Origin of the sequence: Sphingobacterium humi (assembly GCF_009768885.1) — a bacterium.
GTDB lineage: Bacteria > Bacteroidota > Bacteroidia > Sphingobacteriales > Sphingobacteriaceae > Sphingobacterium > Sphingobacterium humi.
The window spans coordinates 260287-282042 of sequence record NZ_WSQA01000002.1 but is presented as its reverse complement, the minus strand read 5'-3'; the positions used below and the strand labels follow the sequence as shown (position 1 = coordinate 282042).

At 41.6% G+C, this 21756-nt stretch carries 19 protein-coding genes; 14 read left to right on the top strand and 5 right to left on the bottom strand.

Annotation, left to right across the window (positions count from 1 at the left end; all coding sequences use genetic code 11):
* Positions 1-5: 5 nt before the first annotated feature.
* From GQF63_RS19630 to GQF63_RS03535, 4 genes are read right to left on the bottom strand one after another with little or no spacing between them, the layout of a single operon-like run.
* Entirely contained in the window at positions 6-455 is a 450-nt protein-coding gene (locus tag GQF63_RS19630; RefSeq protein WP_212592455.1) for a nitrous oxide reductase accessory protein NosL, read from the bottom strand.
* Position 456: 1 nt separating this feature from the next.
* Positions 457-1053, bottom strand: coding sequence for a hypothetical protein (locus tag GQF63_RS19625; RefSeq protein ID WP_212592454.1), 597 nt, complete (start codon positions 1051-1053; stop codon positions 457-459).
* A 12-nt stretch (positions 1054-1065) separates the two neighbouring features.
* Positions 1066-3054 (bottom strand): Sec-dependent nitrous-oxide reductase, encoded by a 1989-nt coding sequence (gene nosZ / locus GQF63_RS03540; RefSeq protein ID WP_160367736.1) that lies wholly within the window; start codon positions 3052-3054, stop codon positions 1066-1068.
* Between the two features lie 33 nt (positions 3055-3087).
* Positions 3088-3567, bottom strand: a complete 480-nt coding sequence (locus GQF63_RS03535; protein ID WP_160367735.1) for a c-type cytochrome — start codon at positions 3565-3567, stop codon at positions 3088-3090.
* A 260-nt stretch (positions 3568-3827) separates the two neighbouring features.
* On the opposite strand from GQF63_RS03535, the gene GQF63_RS03530 reads away from it, so the two are divergent.
* The 9 genes from GQF63_RS03530 to GQF63_RS03490 all read left to right on the top strand — a co-directional run bounded on the left by GQF63_RS03530 (position 3828) and on the right by GQF63_RS03490 (position 12074).
* Positions 3828-4445 carry a Crp/Fnr family transcriptional regulator gene (locus GQF63_RS03530; RefSeq protein WP_160367734.1) on the top strand — a complete coding sequence of 206 codons (618 nt, stop codon included), beginning with the start codon at positions 3828-3830 and terminating at the stop codon, positions 4443-4445.
* The gene (locus GQF63_RS03525) at positions 4438-5715 is read left to right on the top strand and encodes a hypothetical protein (protein WP_160367733.1); all 1278 of its coding nucleotides are present in this window, start codon (positions 4438-4440) and stop codon (positions 5713-5715) included. The genes GQF63_RS03530 and GQF63_RS03525 overlap by 8 nt, the downstream gene beginning before the upstream one ends.
* Positions 5716-5843: 128 nt before the next feature.
* Entirely contained in the window at positions 5844-7634 is a 1791-nt protein-coding gene (lepA, locus tag GQF63_RS03520) for a translation elongation factor 4 (RefSeq protein WP_160367732.1), read from the top strand.
* A 20-nt stretch (positions 7635-7654) separates the two neighbouring features.
* Positions 7655-8539 carry a bifunctional 5,10-methylenetetrahydrofolate dehydrogenase/5,10-methenyltetrahydrofolate cyclohydrolase gene (locus GQF63_RS03515; RefSeq protein WP_160367731.1) on the top strand — a complete coding sequence of 295 codons (885 nt, stop codon included), beginning with the start codon at positions 7655-7657 and terminating at the stop codon, positions 8537-8539.
* Positions 8540-8602: 63 nt separating this feature from the next.
* Positions 8603-9109: a hypothetical protein gene (locus GQF63_RS03510; protein ID WP_160367730.1), complete on the top strand. Its 507-nt coding sequence runs from the start codon at positions 8603-8605 to the stop codon at positions 9107-9109.
* 85 nt (positions 9110-9194) lie between these two features.
* Positions 9195-9647, top strand: coding sequence for a hypothetical protein (locus GQF63_RS03505; RefSeq protein ID WP_160367729.1), 453 nt, complete (start codon positions 9195-9197; stop codon positions 9645-9647).
* Positions 9648-9876: 229 nt separating this feature from the next.
* Complete coding sequence (locus GQF63_RS03500) at positions 9877-10374, top strand: BON domain-containing protein (RefSeq protein ID WP_160367728.1); 498 nt, start codon at positions 9877-9879, stop codon at positions 10372-10374.
* Positions 10375-10381: 7 nt separating this feature from the next.
* A complete protein-coding gene (locus GQF63_RS03495) occupies positions 10382-10804 on the top strand; it encodes an SH3 domain-containing protein (RefSeq protein ID WP_160367727.1) in 423 nt (140 codons plus the stop codon).
* A 103-nt stretch (positions 10805-10907) separates the two neighbouring features.
* Positions 10908-12074: a sialidase family protein gene (locus tag GQF63_RS03490; RefSeq protein WP_160367726.1), complete on the top strand. Its 1167-nt coding sequence runs from the start codon at positions 10908-10910 to the stop codon at positions 12072-12074.
* A 21-nt stretch (positions 12075-12095) separates the two neighbouring features.
* Here the strand turns inward: GQF63_RS03490 and GQF63_RS03485 are convergent, their stop codons facing one another.
* On the bottom strand, positions 12096-12992 hold the full coding sequence (locus tag GQF63_RS03485) for a 3-hydroxyacyl-CoA dehydrogenase (RefSeq protein ID WP_160367725.1): 897 nt from the start codon (positions 12990-12992) through the stop codon (positions 12096-12098).
* Between the two features lie 206 nt (positions 12993-13198).
* Between GQF63_RS03485 and GQF63_RS03480 the strand changes: the two genes are divergently transcribed.
* The 5 genes from GQF63_RS03480 (at position 13199) to GQF63_RS03460 (ending at position 21440) form a co-directional block, all read left to right on the top strand.
* On the top strand, positions 13199-13804 hold the full coding sequence (locus GQF63_RS03480; protein ID WP_343031029.1) for a sigma-70 family RNA polymerase sigma factor: 606 nt from the start codon (positions 13199-13201) through the stop codon (positions 13802-13804).
* A 92-nt stretch (positions 13805-13896) separates the two neighbouring features.
* Complete coding sequence (locus tag GQF63_RS03475) at positions 13897-15048, top strand: FecR family protein (protein WP_160367723.1); 1152 nt, start codon at positions 13897-13899, stop codon at positions 15046-15048.
* A gap of 36 nt (positions 15049-15084) precedes the next feature.
* Entirely contained in the window at positions 15085-18732 is a 3648-nt protein-coding gene (locus GQF63_RS03470) for a SusC/RagA family TonB-linked outer membrane protein (protein ID WP_160367722.1), read from the top strand.
* A gap of 12 nt (positions 18733-18744) precedes the next feature.
* Complete coding sequence (locus GQF63_RS03465; RefSeq protein ID WP_160367721.1) at positions 18745-20289, top strand: RagB/SusD family nutrient uptake outer membrane protein; 1545 nt, start codon at positions 18745-18747, stop codon at positions 20287-20289.
* A 23-nt stretch (positions 20290-20312) separates the two neighbouring features.
* Entirely contained in the window at positions 20313-21440 is a 1128-nt protein-coding gene (locus GQF63_RS03460) for a TlpA disulfide reductase family protein (protein ID WP_160367720.1), read from the top strand.
* Positions 21441-21756 lie beyond the last annotated feature (316 nt).

The window sequence follows — 21756 nt, the reverse complement described above, 5'->3', positions numbered from 1 at the left end:
AATTTTTATTTCCAAAGGTCTTTCCAGGTCAGCACTTCACCGCCCATTTCTGCTTGCACCTTCTCCAGGTCGGCGCGCGTAGCAAAGGCGGCGATATTTCCACGCATCGGGCTTTTCAACTCTTCACTTTTCAAGTAAAAGAGGCCTTCAGCATCCAGTAGTTTATTGCTGATGTAGTCGGGAAGGTAGTACTTCCCTACTTCCTCCGCGGTAATTTTATTTCCTTTAACATAGGCAATCATACATTGCACATCATCAAAGTTGTAGGCTCTGCCTTTCTTCGTAAGGATTTGGGTGCCGAAGCGTGGGTCGCTGACGGTCATTTTACAAAAAGCACATTGGTCAGCGCCGTACTTTATTGGTTTCGGACCGGTTTGTGATTGGCAGCTCTGCAAAAAGAATGCGGATACCAACAAAAAAAACAAAGTAAAACGTATGGTTAATCTATATTTCATGTTATGATTCTTTAATAAGTTTTGGTTTCCGCCATTCCTGGATGGCGCAGTAAGCGATGATGAGGCCGGAAGCGATAAACAGCCAGCCACCAATATCAGGAATAGAGTAAGCACCGAAATTTAATAATTGCTTAAAGCCAATAAGCGGCGGTTGATAGGCCATACCTGGGACTTTAATAGGCGCATTTGGATCTAGATTATGGCCGTAATTATATTCCCAAACATAGAAGTCAACCATTGCTACCACCCCAAACAGTAGAAATGCAATAAATAACAGATACACATATTTGCGTTTGTTAGCGATTGCCACCGCGAAGAAGGCTAGGGCAAAAAAGCCAATGATATAGGGTAATACGGTAAATTCTATAAAATCATCGGCATGTAATGTTTTCATACCTATATAATGGTTTAACCCATTAATAATATCGACCTGTCCTGCAAGCTTATAGCTAAAGATCTGTAGTTCTAAACCTTCCGGGTATTGAGCTGCATCCAGCTCAATACGCCATATTGGAAGGAAAATGACCACCACCAAAGCCACGCTGCAAAGAATCAATAGGATTCGATGAACAAGGGATATTTGGTTAGATGTTTTCATTTTATTATAGTGTTAGTTTGTTTTTTCTACAGGTTGATTGGTTCCTAAGCTATAGGTAATAGGCACGTTGCTGCCTTTTTTCGACACGCGAATATAGCCTTGCATTTCCTGGTGTAAAGCCGAGCAGAAGTCGGTACAGTAGAAAGGAAATATACCAATGCGATCTGGTACCCATTTTAAGGTTTGTGTTTCTCCAGGTAATACTAAGAGTTCGCCATTGCGTGCGCCTTTAATAGCAAAACCATGCGGCATATCCCAGTCTTGTTCAATATTTGTGACGTGGAAATACACATTGTCGCCTTGTTGTATACCTTCGATATTATCAGGAGCAAAGTGAGAACGAATGGTCGTTAAATAAACATGCACATCATTCCCTTTACGTTCCACTCGAGCTTCATTCTCGCCTTTGGTAAAGAATGGGTGTTTATTTTCCTCGATTTTAAAAATTTTTAAGGAGCGATCTTTTACTTTCTCGGCTTTCACAGCTTGCGCATAGTGAGGCTCGCCGATGGTAGGGAAGTCAAGCAGCAATTGCATCTTGTCGCCAGAGATATCATAGATTTGCGCACTGTGTGCTAACTCAGGACCCGTAGGTAGGAAGCGGTCTTTGGTAATTTTGTTATAAGCAACTACATATTTACCTTCTGGGCTTTTGGTATCACCACCAGGGATCATTAAGTGCCCAACAGAATAGAATGTAGGTACGCGGTCTAAGATTTTAAGATCCTTGATGTTCCATTTTACCAATTCTGATGATACAAAGAAGGAAGTAATGGCATTACCGCGGCCATCAAACTCGGTGTGTAATGGGCCTAATCCTGGTTTTTCCACTTCACCATGAAGCGCTGCTTCGTATTTGATTACAGGAATACCACCAAATTCTCCTTCGAACTGTTTGCCAGCAATTGCTTTTTGAATTTTGCTGAATGAAAATACAGGAATTAAAGCGGCTAATTTACCTGAACCAACGATGTATTCGCCGGAAGGATCCACATCTACACCGTGCGGTGATTTAGGACATGGGATATAGTAGCATAAGCCTTCTAACTCTTCAGCATTTAGAACAATGGTTTCCGTTTTTAAGGTAGAAGTGGCTGTATGGGTATGGTCGTCGTATTTATTATGCACATACTTTAGGTTGCTTACTTTTTTACCTTTTCCTGCTTTTAAGTATTCTTCTGCTTTTTTCCAGTTTACCGCCAATACAAAGTCCTTATCGTTTTTGGAAGCATTTACTTCTAATAGGGTATTTGCTTGTTCGGTATTGTAAGTAGAGAAGAAGAACCAACCGTGTGATACCCCTTTGCCGGCGCGACTTAAGTCGTAATTTACGCCTGGAGTTTCAATTTGGAAGGCTAATTCCATGTTTCCGTTATCCTTATTAACGCTTACAAAGCTCAAGGTTCCGCGGAAGTTTTGTTTATAAGTGTTGATTGGCACATCGCCACCCTCACCATCCATAGGCACCGAGAAACGTGTTCCTGCCACCACATATTCGGTATTTTCCGTAATAAAAGGAGAGGAGTGGTTACCGCCGGAGTTGGGTAATTCTAAAATCTCGGCCGTTCTAAAAGTGGTTAAGTCAATACGCGCAATCCGAGGGGTGTTATTGGCGTTGGCAAATACCCAACGGCCATCGTAATCACCGTCTGTTTTTGATAGCTGTACGTGGTGTAAATCATCCCAAGGCACAGAACCGTGCGAAGTTTCCAACATGGGTTTGGTTTCTTCGCTAAATCCCCAACCTTTCTCTGGATCTAAAGAGAATACAGGAATAACCCGCAATAAACGACCCGATGGTAAACCGTAAACCGATAGTTGGCCGCTGAATCCTCCCGAAGCGAAGTTGTAGAATTCATCGTACTGGCCTGGGGCAACGTAAGTTTTCTCCGCAGCGTTGCCACTGACGGCATTCCCGGCCCCCTTAGGCTTACAGGACTCAAAGCTCAACAGCATGCCTGCCGTCGCTAAGCCGAATAAAACATATTTTTTAAAATTCATGATATAAGTAGTTATTGATATAAAAATTTCAATCTATTTTACCCCATCATTCTTACGCATAAACTCCAGGATTTTCCGGGCATCATCATCGGTTAAGTTCTGATTGGGCATGCGTACTAAACAAAGTTCTAATTGCGCTTGTAGGGCAGGGTCCTGATCGAGCATGGCATCAGGGTTGGTGATGAAATTCATAATCCATTCGGGTTGTCTGCGTTCTGAAACGCCTTTCCATCCTGGGCCAACCAACTTTTCATCACTATACTTATGACAGCTTGCACATTTTAAATTGGCAATTGTTTCCCCTTCCGTAGCCATCGCAGCGTCCAATTGACTACCTACATCTACCTTGTCGAATTTTCCTTGACCGCGGTTAGGGTCATAGTCTGCTGTGTTTGGGCTGCTGGCCGCTTGCTCTGTGGCAGTACCACTGTCAGTAGCTTTGTTCTCTGAGGTATTGGAATTACATGCATAGATGAGTATACATAAGGTTCCAAGGGTGAATAACTTTTTCATAGTTTCGATTTTTCTTGTTATTATTAGTGTATTAATTTTATTACAAATTTACTCGCAGCTGTTACGTTGATTTTATGATTGTAATCATAAACGGACTAAATTGTCTGAAATAAGTAATAAAACTTTTTTAAAAACCTATGATACAGTGATTTACGGCTGTTTTGATTCTCGTCACTTATTTCGGTGATGAAAATCAAATCGCTTTTCCTTATCCTTGAATAATTTTGATTATTAACTAATAATAGATAATCCATGGGCTTATGATTCCTGTAGAAATATTAATAAGCAAAGGGGCATTAGTGCGCGAGATTGGCGTAGGGGATAGTATTTTCAAAGAAGGTGCTACGGCTAACTTTTATTACCAAATTATCAAAGGGCGCGTGCGGACCTGCAATTTCCTGGATGATGGACGCGAAGTATTGCACCAAGTTTTAGGGCCACATGAGGGGCTGGGCTTGGCCTCAATTTTAGATCGGGAAACCTATATAGCTACGGCTATTGCGGATGCGAAATCAACGGTCTATAAAATCTCCGTTCAGGCGTTTTATGAAATCCTGACAGAGTATCCGTATGTAGGCTTAGGGATCTCCAAGGTGCTGGCCAAAGAAATCCGCTTCAAGGTGCTTTTGATGAACATCATTAGCTTAAGGAGTCCGGAAGCTGCGGTTACCAAACTAATTCAATTATTGCACGATGAGGGACGCTTAATTTGTCCGGAATGCAACAAACTTTTACTCACCAGGCAACAGCTGGCCAACATGACGGGCTTAAGGGTGGAGACCATTATCAGAACCATGAAACAGATGGAAAGGGAGCAGAAGATTAGTATTATGAATGGGAAGGTATTTGTAAAACAATTAAAACTGGCTCATGAATAGATTTATTCCAAAGCTATCCTGCAGAAGCTGGCTATGTATCGCGGTCTTTAACTTCTTATTAGTGGCGCTTATGGGACTGCTTATGCGTCTGAAATTCTTATATTCTATTCCATGGATCGATCAAAAAAACATCATGCATGCGCATTCCCATTTTGCATTTACCGCTTGGGTTTCTATGGCGCTCATGGTCTTTATGCCCATGCTTATATTGAGTTTAAAGGTTAAAGAAAAGCTTCCACTACGCTATCAGATTCTATTGCTACTCAATTTAGTTTGCTCTTTATGTATGATGGTTGCGTTTAGTCTTCAGGGCTATGCTTTTTTCTCCATTCTTTTTTCTACCTTATCCTTATTTATTGGTTATTTCTTTTGTTATTACTGTTGGAAAGATCTTAACTTAATCGAGTTACCTGCGAATTTGAAGCTTTGGTACAAGGTTGCACTATTGGCTTCTATACTTTCATCACTAGGTACATATTTCCTGGTTTATCTTAAAGTAACGCAGCAAGCCGATCCGCTTAAGCAATTAGCATCCATTTACTTCTACCTGCACTTTCAATACAATGGTTGGTTTATTTTTGGCTGCATGGCTGTTTTTAATCATTGGCTTTTCCAACAGTTTAAGGTGAATCTGTTTTCTTCAAAATTTCATTATGCCTACGCAGCAACCTTATTGCCTGCCTATTTTCTTTCAGTCCTGTGGTGGAAAGGAATGCCAACCTGGTTGTATGTGCTGTTGGTGATGACGGTTTTGCTACAATTAGGCCTGTGGTTGTTCTATGCGAAAACCAATCTGACGCATATTAAAAGGCAAACCGCTTCGGTTTTTCGGAAACCTGCAAATTGGATGTTCCTGGTTATATTGATTGCCCTGACCTTAAAGCTCTTGTTACAAGCTGTCTCGGTGGTCCCTGCATTGAGTGAGTTGGTGTATGGATTTAGACCCATCGTAATTGCTTACCTGCACCTGGTGCTATTGGTTATTATTTCCATGTTTATCTTGGCATTTGCCTTTCAGCAAGGGGCATTATCTGTTAACCGGATGGCCTCCTGGAGTATGCTGGTTATTTGCATCGGGGTGTTTTTAAATGAGTCGCTACTGGCCGTACAAGGAATAGGAGGTTTAATTCGGGTGTATATTGATGGCACGCATCAAGGCTTGTTATTGGCCGCTATAATCATGAGTTTGGGCATCCTGCTGTTGTTAATCAGCCAATTACCTATCCTTAAATCCCGGGAAATCCGAGGAAGCATTCCGGCACCAATTTAACCGGCTTGATGGGTATATGCTGAATACCTAATCCGCAAAAGTATTTTACAAGAATCGCCTTCAATAAGGAGAAAAGCTCGTTTAAAAAAATTATATTTGCGAATTAATTTGAAGGCATAATAACCTATATGAAGCATATACGCAATTTTTGTATTATCGCGCACATTGACCATGGAAAGAGTACCCTGGCAGACAGATTATTAGAGTATACCAAGACCATCACCCAACGTGAAGCGCAAGCCCAATTGTTGGATAATATGGATTTGGAAAGAGAAAGAGGTATCACCATTAAGAGTCACGCCATCCAAATGGAATATGTGAAAGATGGACAAACCTATGTGTTAAACTTAATCGATACGCCCGGACACGTGGATTTCTCTTATGAGGTTTCTCGTTCCATCGCTGCATGCGAAGGCGCATTGTTAATTGTTGATGCTTCTCAAGGTATTCAGGCGCAAACCATTTCCAACCTTTACCTCGCTTTAGAGCACGACTTGGAAATCATTCCTATTTTAAATAAAATGGATCTTCCGGGCGCAATGCCGGAGGAGGTGAAAGATCAAATCGTTGAGTTAATTGGTGGAAAACGCGAAGATATTATCCCGGCATCTGGTAAAACAGGTCTGGGGATTCAAGATATTTTAGATGCCATCATCGAGCGCATCGCAGCTCCCGTTGGTGATCCTACTGCGCCCTTACAAGCGTTAATCTTTGACTCGGTTTTTAACTCCTTCCGGGGTATCATGGCCTACTTCAAAGTGGAAAATGGTGAAATCAGAAAAGGGGATCGTGTAAAGTTTGTGGCTACGGGTAAAGAGTATTTTGCCGATGAGGTGGGTACTTTGAAACTGAACCAGGTTCCGAAAGAGGTGATTAAAACCGGTGATGTAGGGTATATCATTTCAGGGATCAAAGAAGCGCGTGAAGTAAAGGTAGGAGATACCATTACACATAAAGAGCGTCCTTGTACGCAGGCTATTCAAGGTTTCGAAGAGGTAAAACCAATGGTATTCGCCGGTATTTATCCGGTGGATACGGAAGATTTTGAAGAATTAAGAGAGTCAATGCATCGTTTGCAATTAAATGATGCCTCCTTAGTTTTCGAACCGGAGTCTTCAGCAGCATTGGGCTTTGGTTTCCGTTGTGGATTCCTGGGCATGCTTCACATGGAAATTATCCAAGAACGTTTGGAGCGTGAATTCGATATGACCGTTATCACAACGGTTCCCAACGTATCTTACCGCGCTTACTTAACCAAGGATAATGAGGAAGTAGTGGTGCACAACCCTTCGGATTTACCAGATCCTAGTAAGTTAAATTCTATCGAAGAGCCTTATATTAAGGCAAATATCATCACCAAAGCGGAATTCGTTGGGCCAGTAATGTCCTTATGTATCCAAAAGCGAGGAACCATCATTAATCAATCTTATTTGACTTCTGACCGGGTAGAGCTTGTTTTCGAAATGCCGATGGGTGAGATTGTATTCGACTTCTACGATAAGTTGAAAACCATTTCCAAAGGCTATGCATCCTTTGATTATCATCAGATCGGCTACCGTACGTCGGATTTGGTGAAATTGGATATCCGCTTAAATGATGAGCCTGTAGATGCTTTGTCATCCTTAATTCACCGTAGTAATGCTTACGATTTCGGAAAGAAAATCTGTGAGAAGTTGAAAGAACTTTTACCACGTCAGCAATTCGAGATCCGTATTCAAGCTTCTATTGGTGCTAAAATCATTGCTAGAGAAACCATCTCAGCATTGCGTAAGGATGTAACAGCCAAGTGTTATGGTGGTGACATCTCCCGTAAGCGTAAGCTATTAGAAAAACAGAAAAAAGGTAAAAAACGTATGCGCCAGGTTGGAAACGTGGAAATCCCACAATCTGCATTTATGGCCGTTTTAAAACTTGACTAAAAATAAATCAACCCAATAACATGAAGTTACTTGACGGAAAAGAAGTTTCTGCAAAACTAAGAGAAGACATTAAAAGAGAAGCAGCCGAGCTAACTGAAAAGCTAGGCCGTAAACCTCATCTTGTAGCGATATTAGTCGGCAATGATGGCGGTTCGGAAACCTATGTAGCCAGCAAAATGAGAAATTGTGAATTAGTCGGTTTCGACTCTACCAATTTACATTATGAGGCGGATATTACCGAGGAAGCGCTATTACAGAAAATTGAAGAAATCAATGCGGATGATGCTATCGATGGACTCATTGTTCAATTGCCTTTGCCTAAGCATATCGATCCGGAGAAAGTAACTGAAGCTATTAACTACCGTAAAGACGTCGATGGTTTTCATCCGATCAATTTAGGCCGTATGCAACGAAACTTACCTTGTTTCATCCCTGCAACGCCTTACGGTATTATGTTGATGTTAGATCATTATGGTATTGAAACTTCCGGTAAGAAAGCTGTGGTAGTTGGTCGTAGTAATATCGTTGGTTCGCCAATGAGTATTCTATTGGCGCGCAATAGCCAACCGGGAAATTGCACCGTAACGCTAACCCATAGCCGTACACATAATTTAAAGGAAGAAGTTCTTCAAGGTGATATCGTGGTAGCAGCTATTGGTAAGAAGAATTTTGTTACCGCAGAAATGGTGAAAGAAGGAGCCATTGTAATCGACGTGGGTATTAACAGGGAGAGCTCAACTGAAACTAAGTCAGGATTTAAATTGTATGGCGATGTAGATTTTGAGGCAGTTGCCCCTAAAGCATCTTGGATAACACCTGTACCGGGTGGCGTAGGATTAATGACGATTATTGGTCTATTAAAGAATACGTTAGAAGCGGCAAAAGGAACAGTTTATCCGAAGTAATTTTTTTGGTACAACTATTGTTATTTAGCATCTTTGAATGTTAACCATAAACGAAATAATAACATGAAAAAAATTGCCTTATTAGCAGCCGTTGCATGTGCGATCTCATTTTCAGCATGTAACAATAACTCATCAGCAGATAAAAACAATGATGGCGATACGACGGTAGGTGAACACTTAGACCATACCTTAGAAACTGCAGAAGACCATGCTGGTCATATGCATGCAGAAGCTGATCAAGCGTTAGCTGATGCAGAAGCAAAAGCAAAACAAGCACAAGCTGATCTTGATGCGGCCATTAAAAGTGGTGATAAAAAAGCTCAAGAAGCCGCTCAAAAGGCAGCTGACGAAGCGAACACTGCTTGGGAAAAAGCTAAAGCTGCAGCAAAAGCAGCAGGACAGCATGTGGAAGATGGTGTAAATAACGCTATCGACGCAACGAAAGATGCAGCCAATAAAACTGGTGAAGCTATCGATAATGCAGCACAAAAAACAGCTGATAAAGCTAAAGAAGCTGCAGAAGCAGCAGAAAGAAAAGCTGAAAATGTAAAAGAAGCTTTAAAAAACTAAACTAAATTAATTACAATAATTAATTGGTTATTAGGTTTTTAATTGAAGCGCCAAAGCTATTTTGGCGCTTTATTTTTTAATAGTTATGATAGATATTGATAAAACAGCAATAATTGAAAGCTGTCTACTAAAAACTGCAAACCGTATTCAAGAGATACAGGCCGCCATTGATGGGGCAAACGACGCGATTGTCAATGATACGAAAAGTAGCATGGGCGATAAGTATGAAACCTCCCGTGAAATGGCCCAACAGGAATTGTCACGCTTGCAGCAGCAGTTAAATCAAGCCTTACAAGATCAGGAGATTTTAACCAACTTACCCGATCAAGCATCTTCAGTAGTAGGATTAGGAAGTTTGGTGATTACGAATCAATTCAATTACCTCTTAGCAAGTTCCATCGGACCAGTGAAACTTGGGGAGCACACCGTGATGGTGGTGTCCAAGCAATCGCCGATTGGCGCTTTATTGTTTGGAAAGGGGATTTCAGATGAAATTACCTTCCAAGGGAAGTCGATTAAAATCCTAGCTATTCAATAAAAGGAAAAATATAGTTTTCCTTTTTACCGCTATTTTCATTGTTATTGTTAAAAATATATAGTGAAAATTTCTTTATTTAATTGTTTATCGAAACTCAATATATTTTGTTACAATGACTTAGGGCTGATGCCCTTTTTTTTATGCTTATCACAGAAATAATTTTTAAAACATTTCAGGCAGCATTTTTGTTTAGTTTTAGGTAGTATTAACTAACAAAAACAAATGATTTATGAATCTTAAAAGAATCTTTTCTGTTTTAGTAGTTTCGATAGCCTTGTTATCAGGAACTATAGCATGTAAATCGAAGATTTCCGATGCTGATTTGAAGGCAAAAGTGGAAACCGCTATTCAATCAAATCCCAATGTGCAAGTGGAAGTGAAAGACGGAGTGGTAACACTGAATGGTACGGTAGGCTCTGACGATGAAAAGGCACAAGTAGAGTCCTCTGCAAAAGCAGCAGACACGAAAGGTGTTAAATCGGTGGTGAATAACTTAGTGGTTAACTCCATCTCAACCGAGCCTATTCAGGTAAACACAAATGATGCTGATTTATCTGCCAAAGTATTGGAATTTACCAAGGATTTCCCTTCGGTAAAAACAGCCGTTGTCGATGGTGTAATCACCGTAACAGGCGAGTTGGAGCAAGCGCGTGTGCAAGCCTTGAAAATGGGATTGGACGCCTTAAATCCTAAGAAAGTTGACATGTCTGGTTTAATTGTAAAATAATCCTATTATGAGTCTACAAAGCAAATACAAAGTACTTATAGATACCGCTAATGCTTCAGGAATTGAAGGATTGCAAGTGGCTGAAATGGATGGGGTATTGCAAATTCGCGGTACTGCACCTAATGCTGATGTGAAAAACAAACTATGGGATATCTACAATCAGATTGACCCTAATTTCCTTTCTGGTGATGTGGTAATGAATGTCGATGTATCTACGGCAGTATCAGGATCACAAGTTCGTGTGATTACCGAAAGTAGTAATCTGAATATCCGAAAAGGTCCAGGTACGGATCAACCCATTGTTGGAAAGGCAGCAAAGGATGAGGTGATCACCTTAATCAGCCGGGCGAATGATCAATGGTGGTTGGTTAGAACGAAAGATGGTGAAGAAGGCTATTGCTATGCGCAATACCTAGAACCTATAGCTTAAAAATTAAGTAAGCATATAAGAGGCTGTTTGTTGAAAACAGCCTCTTTTTTATGGAAAAATGCATATATTTAATTGCTAATCACCTAACCGAAAGCAAAATAATATGCATAAAGTATTCTGGCTATTCATAGCCTTCTTCCCCTTCTCGCCTGTGTTAAAGGCGCAACAAGTCCCTGGAATCGTAGTAGCCCATGTATCAGCGGATGAAAAACAATATATCGGTTCTCCTAGTCTAGCCATTTTACCCAATGGCGACTATGTAGCCTCGCATGATTTCTTTGGCCCTCAAAGTTCGGAATGGCAGCAGGCGGTCACGGATATATACCTTTCCAAAGATCAAGGAAAGAAATGGCGGAAAGTAAGTCGGCTCCATGGTGCATTTTGGAGTTCCTTATTTGTGCATAAAGGTGATCTTTACCTATTAGGACCGGATAGGCATCATGGTACCGTGATGATCCGTCGCTCTAGCGATGGAGGGAAAACATGGACACAGCCCAGCACGAAGGAAAATGGTGTGATTAAAACAGGCGAATTCCATTGTGCACCCATGCCGGTGGTTAACTATCAGGGAAAGCTATGGCGGCCGATGGAAACGGCGCATGGCCCCATCTTAACCTGGGGAAAGCGCTATGGTGCTATGATAATGTATGCCGATGAAGAAGCTGATTTGCTAAATGCGAAGTCTTGGAAAATCTCCAATGTATTGCATTATGATTCCACCTACCTCGATGGTAAGTTTGGTGGCTGGCTAGAAGGTAATTTTGTTGTCGGTAAAAATAACCAACTATGGAATATTTTACGGGTAGATCAATCCGCAAAAAATGAAAAAGCAGCATTTGTGAAGGTATCAACAGATGGTTCAACCTTGACCTTTGATCCTAATACAGGATTTAAAGATTTCCCCGGTGGCAGCAAGAAGTTTGTTATTAAATATGATGAAAAATCAGGATACTATTACACCTTAGCAAATATTATTCTCGATAAATATGCGCAGCAATTCCCAAAGAGGTATGCCAGTGGTTTTCGAAATGTTTTAGCCTTAAGGAAATCCAAAGACCTAAGCCATTGGGAAGACGTGAAAATTATTTTAGAACATGAAGATGTCGAACATGTCGGCTTTCAATACGTCGATTGGCTCTTCGAAGGTCAGGATCTTTTGGTGCTCTCTCGTACGGCCTTTTTTGATGGAAAACGAAAAGCACAAAATAATCACGATGCAAACTACTTAACCTTCCATCGTATCACTAATTTTAGAGACTTACAGCCCTAAACGAGTAAGCTACCTTAATACTTACTTTAGGAAGTCGTTATTTTGATAGGCCGGATTAGGATAGGTGTAAAATCCCTCGCCAGTGCTGACACCTAATTTATCCTGATCGATAAAGTTGGTTTTTAAGTACTGCGCTATTTTAGCCTTTGAGAGATCCTCAGTGAGGTCAGCACGCATTTTATTGATGTTATACGCCGTGTTCAAGCCTACGACATCGAGGATAGCAAAGGGACCTAATGGTGCGCCTGTGGCCAGCATCCAGGTCTTATCGATGGTTTGTACATCAGCTACATCGTTTACCAGTAAATGACAAGCAGCATCCAACAAAGGCACAAGCAAAGAGTTTAGAATATATCCAGGTTGTTCCTTGTGTAAGGGGAGTGGAATCATCCCGATGGCTTTCGCGAATTCTTCAACAGTCTGAAACACCTTAGGGTCGGTGCCAGCATGTCCCATAATTTCAGCAGTATTATGTTTCCATATTTCGTTGGCAAAGTGCAAGGCTAAGAAACGATCTGGCCTGCCGGAATCTGCAGCAAACTGAGAAGGCAACATCGTTGAGGAGTTGCTCGCAAATATGCAGTGCGCAGGAGCCAATTCACCTGCCTTCGTATAAAACTCCTTTTTTAAAGCCGGATTTTCCGGAATAGCCTCAATGAGTAAATCGGCATAGCGAAGTGCTTCCGCCAAATCTGTTGTATACTGAAGGTTGCTTTTTGTATGAGCGAGGCTTTCATCAAGAGCCGTTAAATCACGCTTATAAGCTTGCGCTAATTGGTCAAACTTTAGCTTGGCTTTTTCAATCGCGTCCTCATTAACATCATAAACCATGACTTGAAAACCATAATAGGCGGTTTGGAAGGCGATTTGGTAGCCTAGGACACCACTACCGGCAACACAGATATGTTTAAGTTCCATCAGATTCTAAGGGTTAAGGTATGTTATAGCCATATTACTTGCTATGGTTACTGCTAAACTAATTTACAAAAATATACCCATTGAAACAATGTTGACTGCGTAATACAGCGTACTTTGTACGGCAGGATATTCCCGTTTTGCAATGTTGATTTTCTACCCTAAATTTGTAGCTGCAGCTGATCGTGTAAATTTCATAGAGAAGGAAGGTGCTTTTGGACAAAAGGGGAAAATTAATAGATTCAATTTTATTTCAGGATGGCAATAGCATAACCTTTGATAGGCTGTTTAAAGAACTCTATGCGCCATTGTGCATGTTCGCCATGCAGTTCAAGGTCGAGTTGGAAGAAGCCGAAGAACTGGTGCAGGATGTATTTGTTCAACTTTGGAAGAAAGAACTCTCCTTTGACAATTTTAGTAAGCTCTCTTCATTTTTATATGTGGCCACCCGAAATGCCACCTTTAATCTGTTAGAAAAAAACAAGCGATTAAATCAAAATCAAAAAGATTATCATAGCAATCTGCAACATCACAACCAGCGACTCAGCCCCGAGCAACTGGAGAAACTGCTGTATGTAGAAACCCTAAACCGCGTGCATCAAATTCTGCAGCAATTACCAGCGCAGTGCAAGCGCATTATGGAGCTAACCTATATCGAAGGGTATTCCGTGCAGGAAATTTCCGAACTCCTACAGGTAAGCTCGAATAGCATCTATGTCCAAAAGAAGAAAGGATTGGATTACCTGAAAACTGTGGCCTCCAAAGAAAACCTCTTCTACATCAGTCTTTTCCTTGCGGGTTGCTTTAAGCATTAACCCTCCGATTTCATTTTGTTAAAGTTTTTTAAAATTTCTGTTAAGATTTCCCTAACAAATATTGTTCTATCTATAAACCTGCGAAATAGATTATGATTCCACCTGCGATACAAAAGCTTATTGCCCTAAAGAAATTAGACCAGTTGAGTACTGATGATCAGCAACACCTCGATGAATGGCTAGCTTCTGATTCTGCACATGCGCAGCTATTAACTCAAATCCTTGATGCCCCAGGTTGGAAAGCAGATTACCAGGCCATACAACAAATCCGAATGGAGGCAGCGCAGGAAAAGCTATGGAGCCGCATTGAGCAAGCACATCAGCAAGAAAACAAGGTGCAGCCCTTTTGGAACTGGCGTAGAGGCATCGCTATTGCAGCAAGTTTACTACTATTCATTTCAGCTATTTTACTGATCAATAGATTCAACCAACCTAGCATCGTTCAGGGAACGGATCAGGCGGTTTTACGCTTAGCCAATGGTCAAGAGCTCTTATTAAGAAAAGATCAACAGGAGCTAATAATCGCGGACTCTTTATTCTATCAGGACGGTGAGTCCCTCCATACACAATATCCTGAACTGGAAGGGCAGCAATTAGAAATTGCGGTACCTGTAGGTTCTGATTATACCGTTCGCTTGGCCGATGGCTCTCGTGTAAAGTTGAACGCAACGTCGAAGTTACGCTTTCCGGCACGCTTTTCAGCGCTGGAGCGCCGGGTTCAATTGGAAGGAGAAGCCTATTTTGACATTACCAAGCAAAAACCGGAAGGGAAGCTTGTTCCGTTTATCATAGAAACCAAAAAGCAACAAATTAAAGTCTTAGGAACCACCTTTAATGTTTCTGCATATCAGAATGAAGGTATAGAAACCACTACCCTCATTGAGGGAAAAGTAGAAGTGGCTATTCCGGGTCATCCCGATCGCAAGCAAGTCCTAAACCCGGGTTATCAATCGCGGGTTGAAAATCAGCAGCTTGAAGTGCGGGAAGTTGATGTATATAGTCAGGTTGCCTGGACCCAAAATCAATTTGTGTTTGCTGCTGAGCCTCTAGCGTCGGTATTTCGGAAGCTAGGCCGATGGTATAATATGAGCTATACGTTTGAAGATCCGGCCTTAGAAAAGCTGGAAATTGAGGGCATACTCCCTCGTTTTTCTTCCATTGAAGAGTTGTTGCAGTTGTTAGAAGAAAATGGCCAAGCCAAATTCCAAGTGAAGGGTAATAATATACATATCCGTAAAAAATAAATCATCCAAAATTATATTCATTAGTAACCTTAATCTATGAAAGTCTTTTATTTTAAAAGCTGGGCTAATCCACTAGCAAAGCCCAAGGATAATGCTAGCGATTATCCAAAGCCTTCTGTATGGCCTACAGAAGGAAAGAACAAATGGTCAGGAAAGAAAATGGTACTAATTGCCGCCACGATGTTTTTAGGCATGGTGGGTAGTTATGCCTCTTCTTATGGGCAGAAAATTAGTTTGAAGGCCAGTAACATCTCTTATCGCCAGGTATTGCATGAAATAAACAAGCAAACCGGCTATCATTTTTTGTGGAATGGGGGCAAGGTAAGTCCTAAGACAAAGATTGCTGTCGATTTTAAAGAAAGCTCCTTGCTGGAGGTTCTTGAATATTTAGAAAGCACCAGTGGTCTGGACTTTCAGATTGATCAAAAGGTCATCAAAATAAAACCCCAGCAAAAGCTACAGCTTGCTGCAAGCCGCTTGGCGACAGAAAGAGCTCCAGAGCAGGCAAGCGTGGTTTTACAATCCGTTATCCGTGGTAAGATTCTTGATGAACAAGGTAATCCTTTATCAGGTGTATCCATCTCCGTGGAGGATGGCAGAGGAGGAGCGCTATCCGATCAACAGGGGGAATTTGTGTTGAACGATGTCCCTGATGGCACGAAACTCAAAATCTCCTATGTAGGTTATCAGACCTTGTACCTAACTGCTAAAGCAACGATGGGATCTATCCGCATGCTGGCATTGGAATCCCAATTGGAAGAAACGGTAGTGACGATCAACACTGGTTACCAATCTTTAAATAAAGAACGCGTAACAGGATCCTTTAGCCACATTACGGGCGAGAAATTAGAACAAAAACTAGCCGTTGATTTAAAAAGTGCTTTAGAAGGTCAAGCTGCAGGGGTTGTTTTAGACAGAACGGGTAATGTGGAAGTTCGGGGGATCTCCACATTTAACGCACAGAAAACACCACTTATCGTTGTCGATGGCTTCCCGATTGAAGGCACCTTAGATGATATCAACCCACAGAATATCGCCAGTGTAACAGTACTGAAAGATGGGGTAGCAGCCTCTATCTACGGCTCTCGGGCTGCCAATGGCGTCATTGTCATCAGCACAAAAATGGGGAAATCGGGCAAGCCCAATGTTTCCTACTCGGGATTTGTGAATATGGTTGCCAAGCCAGAATTAAAATATTTAAACCGCGCTTCCTCATCTGATTACATCGATGCAGAAATAGATTTATTTAAGTTAAATCCGAATGGGCCATCTACCATAAGTACAGGCAACATGAGTCGGGTAACTTACTTGTTAATGCAAGTGCGCGAAGGAAAGGTTTCGGAAGCAGATGCCATGAGCGAAATCAATCAATTGCGCCAAGTGAATGGCTTGCAACAGATTGAAGATGCCTTTTTCAGATCCGAAGTCACCAATCAGCATAATATCGGAATTAACGGCGGTAGTGAAGAGTATAACTATAATGTTGCCGTCAATTATAACAATACCCGCGAAAACCTGATCCATAATAAAGCAGATAAGTTGATGTTGGACTTAAAGAATGAATGGAAACCATTTTCATTCTTAACCGCAGGTGCTTCCGCAAATATTGTAATCAATAATCGCCAGGCGAGCTCCATGACCGTCAATACCAATTTTGGCCCTTCCGTATTAGGTAATGATTTCAGCACCATTACGGCTTATGCCGGAACCTCCCTGCTAAAACCCTATTCTTCCTTATACAATGAAGACGGTTCACTGGCTAATATTTGGGGATTAAGTCAATACAAAATCAATACCTATCAAAATACGCCGGGCATGAAGCCTCATCATTACAACCCGATAGAGGATATCGCGGCTAGTGATTATACAGTGAATTCCTTACAGGCTCGTTTATCCGGATTTTTAAGAGCACAACTTATTCCAGGGTTAACTGCAGAAATTGGCGGTAACTGGATGAAGGGAAATACCCTCACCAAAGGAATTATGAGCGAAGATTCTCATACCGTGCGGATTTTCTATAATGATAATACGTCCAAAAAGAATACGGCCAATCATTATTTCCCACAAGGTTCCGTAATCAATGAATACCGGGATGTGAATTCCTCTTGGACATTACGTAGCCAGTTGAACTACCAGAATAGCTTCCAACATGGCAAGCATCGTATTTCTGCCATCCTAGGGAATGAAATTCGGAAAGTTACGTTCGACAATAACCAATTGGCCACACGCTTTGGTTATAATACGGTGGCTGGCTCCTTTATTCCGGTAAACATCAAGGATTATTTAGGCGGACTCTACAATTCGGATATGTTATTTCCAAACTTGTATTATAATGCGACCAATGGAGCATTTTCCTACGGAGATAACCGCTTCGTATCCTGGTATGCAAACGGTGCTTACGAATTCGATAACCGTTTTATCCTAAGTGGATCGGTTCGTATGGACTTAACGAACTTCTTTGGAACGGATAAAAAATACCGCTACAAGCCGCTATGGTCCCTTGGTGGAACCTATAAACTCAGCGAAGAGAGCTTTTGGAATAAAGACTTGATTCAAAAATTATATGTACGCGGTTCTTATGGTATCAACGGGAATATTTCCCTACGCAATGGTCCTTTCCTGATCTTAAGTGTAGGCAACTATAACCAAACTACAGGTGGTATTTCTTACGGTATTGCTTCGCCTCCAAACGATCAATTACGTTGGGAGAAAACAGCGATTACAAACTTAGGTCTCGATTTCGCCCTGTGGAATAACCGTTTGGAAGGTTCCTTTGACTATTACAATAAAAACAGTAGCGACCTCTTAGCCGCCGATGCCATTGACCCTACCTTCGGGTTTAATTCCTTAGTGAAAAACGTAGGAGCTATGAGCAACCATGGTTTCGAACTCAGTGCTTTAGTAAAAGCCGTTGAAGGGGAGCAGTTTAAATGGCATATCAATCCTATTGTTTCCTACAATTACAATAAGGTGAAGCATTATAATGTAACCCGTTCTTACCCGTCACAATACGCTACAGCCCAAGGAATCCTTGAAAAAGGCTACCCGGCAGCCAGCTTATTCGGTTACCGCTTCGCCGGCTTGAACGACAAGGGACAGACGCAGATTTATGGAAAAGATAACGACGTTAAATTGATCGCCAATGCGCAGATTCCAGATTTAATTCACCAAGGAACATTCAGACCACGATGGGATTTAGCCCTTACTAACCGTTTCCAATACCAAGACTTGTCGCTATCCTTTATGGTTATCGCCAAATTAGGGCATAAGTATAGAAAAGATGCCTTTTCAGGTTCCAACTACCAAAATAGACATGTGGGCCAACGCTGGCGCAAACCAGGCGATGAGCAGCACACCATCTATCCGGTATTGCAGGCCTGGAACATGGATTTGTTTGACTTCCCTTACATAGATGCCTTAATTGGTAATGCTAGCTATGCAAAATTAAGAGATGTCACCTTGACTTATAGCTTGAATAAATGGACACAACCTTGGGGAATCCGCAATGCGCAGGTCTTTGTTCAGGGTAGAAACCTATTCAGAATTACGGCTAAAGGGGTAGATATAGACCCGGAAACGGCTGAAGTAAACTTGGGTTCAGGAACAGGAGCATTTACCGAACAAGGGTATTCTTCCTTACCTATACCGAAGGAGTTTTTTATTGGACTAAAAGTGGGTCTTTAATCGCGAGAAATAATGAAAAAAATAATATTACCATTTCTATTAACAGGATCACTAATGGTTGGTTCCTGTACAAAATATTTAGATGTTAAGCCCGTAGGGCAGCTAATCCCCAGTAAAGTGGAGGAATTAGAGAACTTATTGAACAATACGAATACCTTAGAGAACCATTTTGTCGATAATAATCAAGGCTCATTCTATGCTTTTTTAGGCGATAATTTAAGGATCTCTGACAACCAAATTAAGTATTTGTATACCAATACCCATCCCAATGTAGATCGTTATGCGGCCTATACCTTTTACCATCCCTATACAGATCCGAATAAACCGCAATGGGTTTGGAATAACGGGGTATACCGCGCAACGGCCTTATTCAATACGGTTGTAGATGAAGTAGAGAAAATGGGAGCAGGGGCTACCGAACTTGGGAAAATTATTACCGCCCAAGCAAAAGCAGGGCGTGCTTGGTCTTATATGGTTGCTGGATTAAGTTACGGCCCTATGTACAATCCAAACGGAAGCAACGATCAACGGGTGATTCCATATCGCGTAACGGGCTCGCCAAATACCCCTAACCCGGAATTAGCAACCACTGCACAAATTATGGACCTGGTAGAAAAAGACCTGAAGGATGCCTTAACAGCGCCAGCGCAGGTAGCCACTCCGGTTCGAGCAAATTTAGCCGCTGTACATGGCCTCCTTGCTCAACTTTATATGTTTAAGCGAGATTGGCCGAAAATGTCAGAACATGCGGAAACAGCCTGGTCTTTATCCTTAGCCCAGCGTGCCTCGGCCGATCAGTTGATTTATAACTACAATCAATTGTACTACCGCGAAGACCCGAATGCATCGCCAACTCCGGGAACCGATGTGGAAGTGTCTTTAGAGTTAATGGGTCCTGATAATCTACTGCTTCAAAGCACCAATAGAGAGCAGCTTTTCTACCGTACCGGCGCTTATGGCTATAACGTATATCCTTCCACGGAGTTCATCAATTTATTTGACCCGGAAACCGATATGCGCCATAAATTATTTATGCTGAAGGCTTTAGGATATTCAACCACGGTAGCAGGTGTAAAACACGATGATGGGATACAGTCTTTCTATTACCGCGATAATAAAATGATTCGCAGCCAAGGCTTAACTTATCCGGAAGTGTTATTGATGAAGGCTGAGGCGAATGCTCGATTAAACCAATTGGGAAAAGCATTAATCGATTTAAATACTCTACGCAAATACCGCTACAAAGGAACAAATACCGATTTGGCAAATGGTACAACCCTAAACCAAGATCAATTGCTGCATGAAATCTTAAAAGAACGCCGTCGGGAATTACCTGTAGGGACGTTCCAACGCACGCTGGATTTAAAACGATTTGTATACGATACGGGTAAGCCTTGGTCTAAAACAAAAATTGAAAGAACGGTAGCCGGGAAAACTTATTCAGCAAACTTGGATAGTAAATTCTATACCTTGGAAATCAGCAATGCTATTATTTTACTCAATCCGGCTTGGGGCTTACAAACCAACGATCAAGCCTATTTACCGGTTCGTAATTAAGGCTTAACCTACTGAAAAACAACATGAAAAAACTCCTTATATTAAGTATTTTTACCTTGCATCTTGCTGCCTATGGGCAGCAAGGTTCTTTCCAGATTAATGGAACTTACCCAGCATCACTTGCCGGCAATAAAATCGTGCTCAACTATCAGGATGCCGATAAAAACAAAAAGAATGATACCCTCGTATTATCGGCATCCAAGTTTCAATTTGAAGGCAAGCTGGCAGCCCCTCAAAAAGTGACGATAAGTGCATTGGCCACAACGGAAGAACCGAGTAATTCTCGCCGAAATGACCAACGCTTGTCCTTCTACCTCGAAGCTGGAAAAACCGAACTATCGCTGCAATCGCCACTTAGTCAAAGCTTGGTGAAGGCAGGTCCTGAGCAGGCGTATTTTGAAGCCTATAACCAGCGGACTGCTGCTGTTAAAAAGGCCTTAGATGAGGTCTATCAAACCTATTCAGCTGCTAAACAAGCTGGAACAGATGAGGCCATGCGCGCTTATTTCCAGGGCATTAAAACCAACCAAGGCATACTTCTCGAGGTTCAAAAAGCCTTTTTTAAAGATTATCCTGAAGCGCGTTTGAATCTTGACTTGCTAAAAGAGCAAACCGTTATTATCGATGCGCACAATTTTGAAGCCTTGTTCAGCCTTTTAGGCCCTGGTTTAAAAAATACAGAGGAAGGCCGTTCTTTCGCAGAAAAATTAGCCGTAGCCCAGCAAACCGCGGTTGGAAAACCCCTTATTGATCTACACCTTCCCAATCAACATGGGCAGCAGATGCCATTATCAGCGCTAAAAGGGAAAGTTGTATTAATAGAGTTCTGGGCTTCCTGGTGTGCCCCTTGTCGCGCCGAAGCACCCACCCTTAAACGGGCCTACGAGCAGTACCATCCTAAGGGTTTTGAAATCTATGCCGTTTCTCTAGACGATAAGAAAGAGGCTTGGCTAAAGGCCATCGCAGAGGATGATTTGCCTTGGCCACAAGTATCCGATCTGAAAGGCTTTAACAGTGAAGCTGCGAAGTCCTACCAAATAAGAGCCATTCCGCAAAATATTTTGGTCGATGAACAAGGAACCATCATCGCTAAAAACCTACGTGGAATTAGCTTGTTAGATACCTTGGCAGATTATTTTAATACGCACTAAGCTAAGGCTTGAATTTCTGATGGTCATTCCATCGCCTCGGGGTTGAAGATTATTATTTTCAGCCCCGAGCTTTTTTAAACAGCTTATCAATTTTATTATTCAATGAGGTTTTTATTATTTTTCTTTTTCCCACATTTTGAACAGTATTGAATAGGTTGTCCTTTGCTATCTATGCGACTCGTCCAACGATGAAAACAAATAATTTTCAATCGGAAAACCACATAGATAACCAATAGACTAAAAATAATTAGAATTAATAAGTTTGTCATATTTTACTTCTTTAACCTTTCAGCATAGGGGAAAGGCCTGCATTTTC

Excerpts from the sequence above, each read along its gene's own strand:
- GQF63_RS03485 (WP_160367725.1), bottom strand. The coding sequence starts at position 12,992 with ATGGAACTTAAACATATCTGTGTTGCCGGTAGTGGTGTCCTAGGCTAC.
- GQF63_RS03530 (WP_160367734.1), top strand. The coding sequence starts at position 3,828 with ATGATTCCTGTAGAAATATTAATAAGCAAAGGGGCATTAGTGCGCGAG.
- GQF63_RS03465 (WP_160367721.1), top strand. The coding sequence starts at position 18,745 with ATGAAAAAAATAATATTACCATTTCTATTAACAGGATCACTAATGGTT.
- GQF63_RS19625 (WP_212592454.1), bottom strand. The coding sequence starts at position 1,053 with ATGAAAACATCTAACCAAATATCCCTTGTTCATCGAATCCTATTGATT.
- GQF63_RS03460 (WP_160367720.1), top strand. The coding sequence starts at position 20,313 with ATGAAAAAACTCCTTATATTAAGTATTTTTACCTTGCATCTTGCTGCC.
- GQF63_RS03495 (WP_160367727.1), top strand. The coding sequence starts at position 10,382 with ATGAGTCTACAAAGCAAATACAAAGTACTTATAGATACCGCTAATGCT.
- GQF63_RS03500 (WP_160367728.1), top strand. The coding sequence starts at position 9,877 with ATGAATCTTAAAAGAATCTTTTCTGTTTTAGTAGTTTCGATAGCCTTG.
- GQF63_RS03525 (WP_160367733.1), top strand. The coding sequence starts at position 4,438 with ATGAATAGATTTATTCCAAAGCTATCCTGCAGAAGCTGGCTATGTATC.
- GQF63_RS03475 (WP_160367723.1), top strand. The coding sequence starts at position 13,897 with ATGATTCCACCTGCGATACAAAAGCTTATTGCCCTAAAGAAATTAGAC.
- GQF63_RS03490 (WP_160367726.1), top strand. The coding sequence starts at position 10,908 with ATGCATAAAGTATTCTGGCTATTCATAGCCTTCTTCCCCTTCTCGCCT.
- GQF63_RS03510 (WP_160367730.1), top strand. The coding sequence starts at position 8,603 with ATGAAAAAAATTGCCTTATTAGCAGCCGTTGCATGTGCGATCTCATTT.
- GQF63_RS03535 (WP_160367735.1), bottom strand. The coding sequence starts at position 3,567 with ATGAAAAAGTTATTCACCCTTGGAACCTTATGTATACTCATCTATGCA.
- nosZ (WP_160367736.1), bottom strand. The coding sequence starts at position 3,054 with ATGAATTTTAAAAAATATGTTTTATTCGGCTTAGCGACGGCAGGCATG.
- GQF63_RS03505 (WP_160367729.1), top strand. The coding sequence starts at position 9,195 with ATGATAGATATTGATAAAACAGCAATAATTGAAAGCTGTCTACTAAAA.
- lepA (WP_160367732.1), top strand. The coding sequence starts at position 5,844 with ATGAAGCATATACGCAATTTTTGTATTATCGCGCACATTGACCATGGA.
- GQF63_RS03470 (WP_160367722.1), top strand. The coding sequence starts at position 15,085 with ATGAAAGTCTTTTATTTTAAAAGCTGGGCTAATCCACTAGCAAAGCCC.
- GQF63_RS03515 (WP_160367731.1), top strand. The coding sequence starts at position 7,655 with ATGAAGTTACTTGACGGAAAAGAAGTTTCTGCAAAACTAAGAGAAGAC.
- GQF63_RS19630 (WP_212592455.1), bottom strand. The coding sequence starts at position 455 with ATGAAATATAGATTAACCATACGTTTTACTTTGTTTTTTTTGTTGGTA.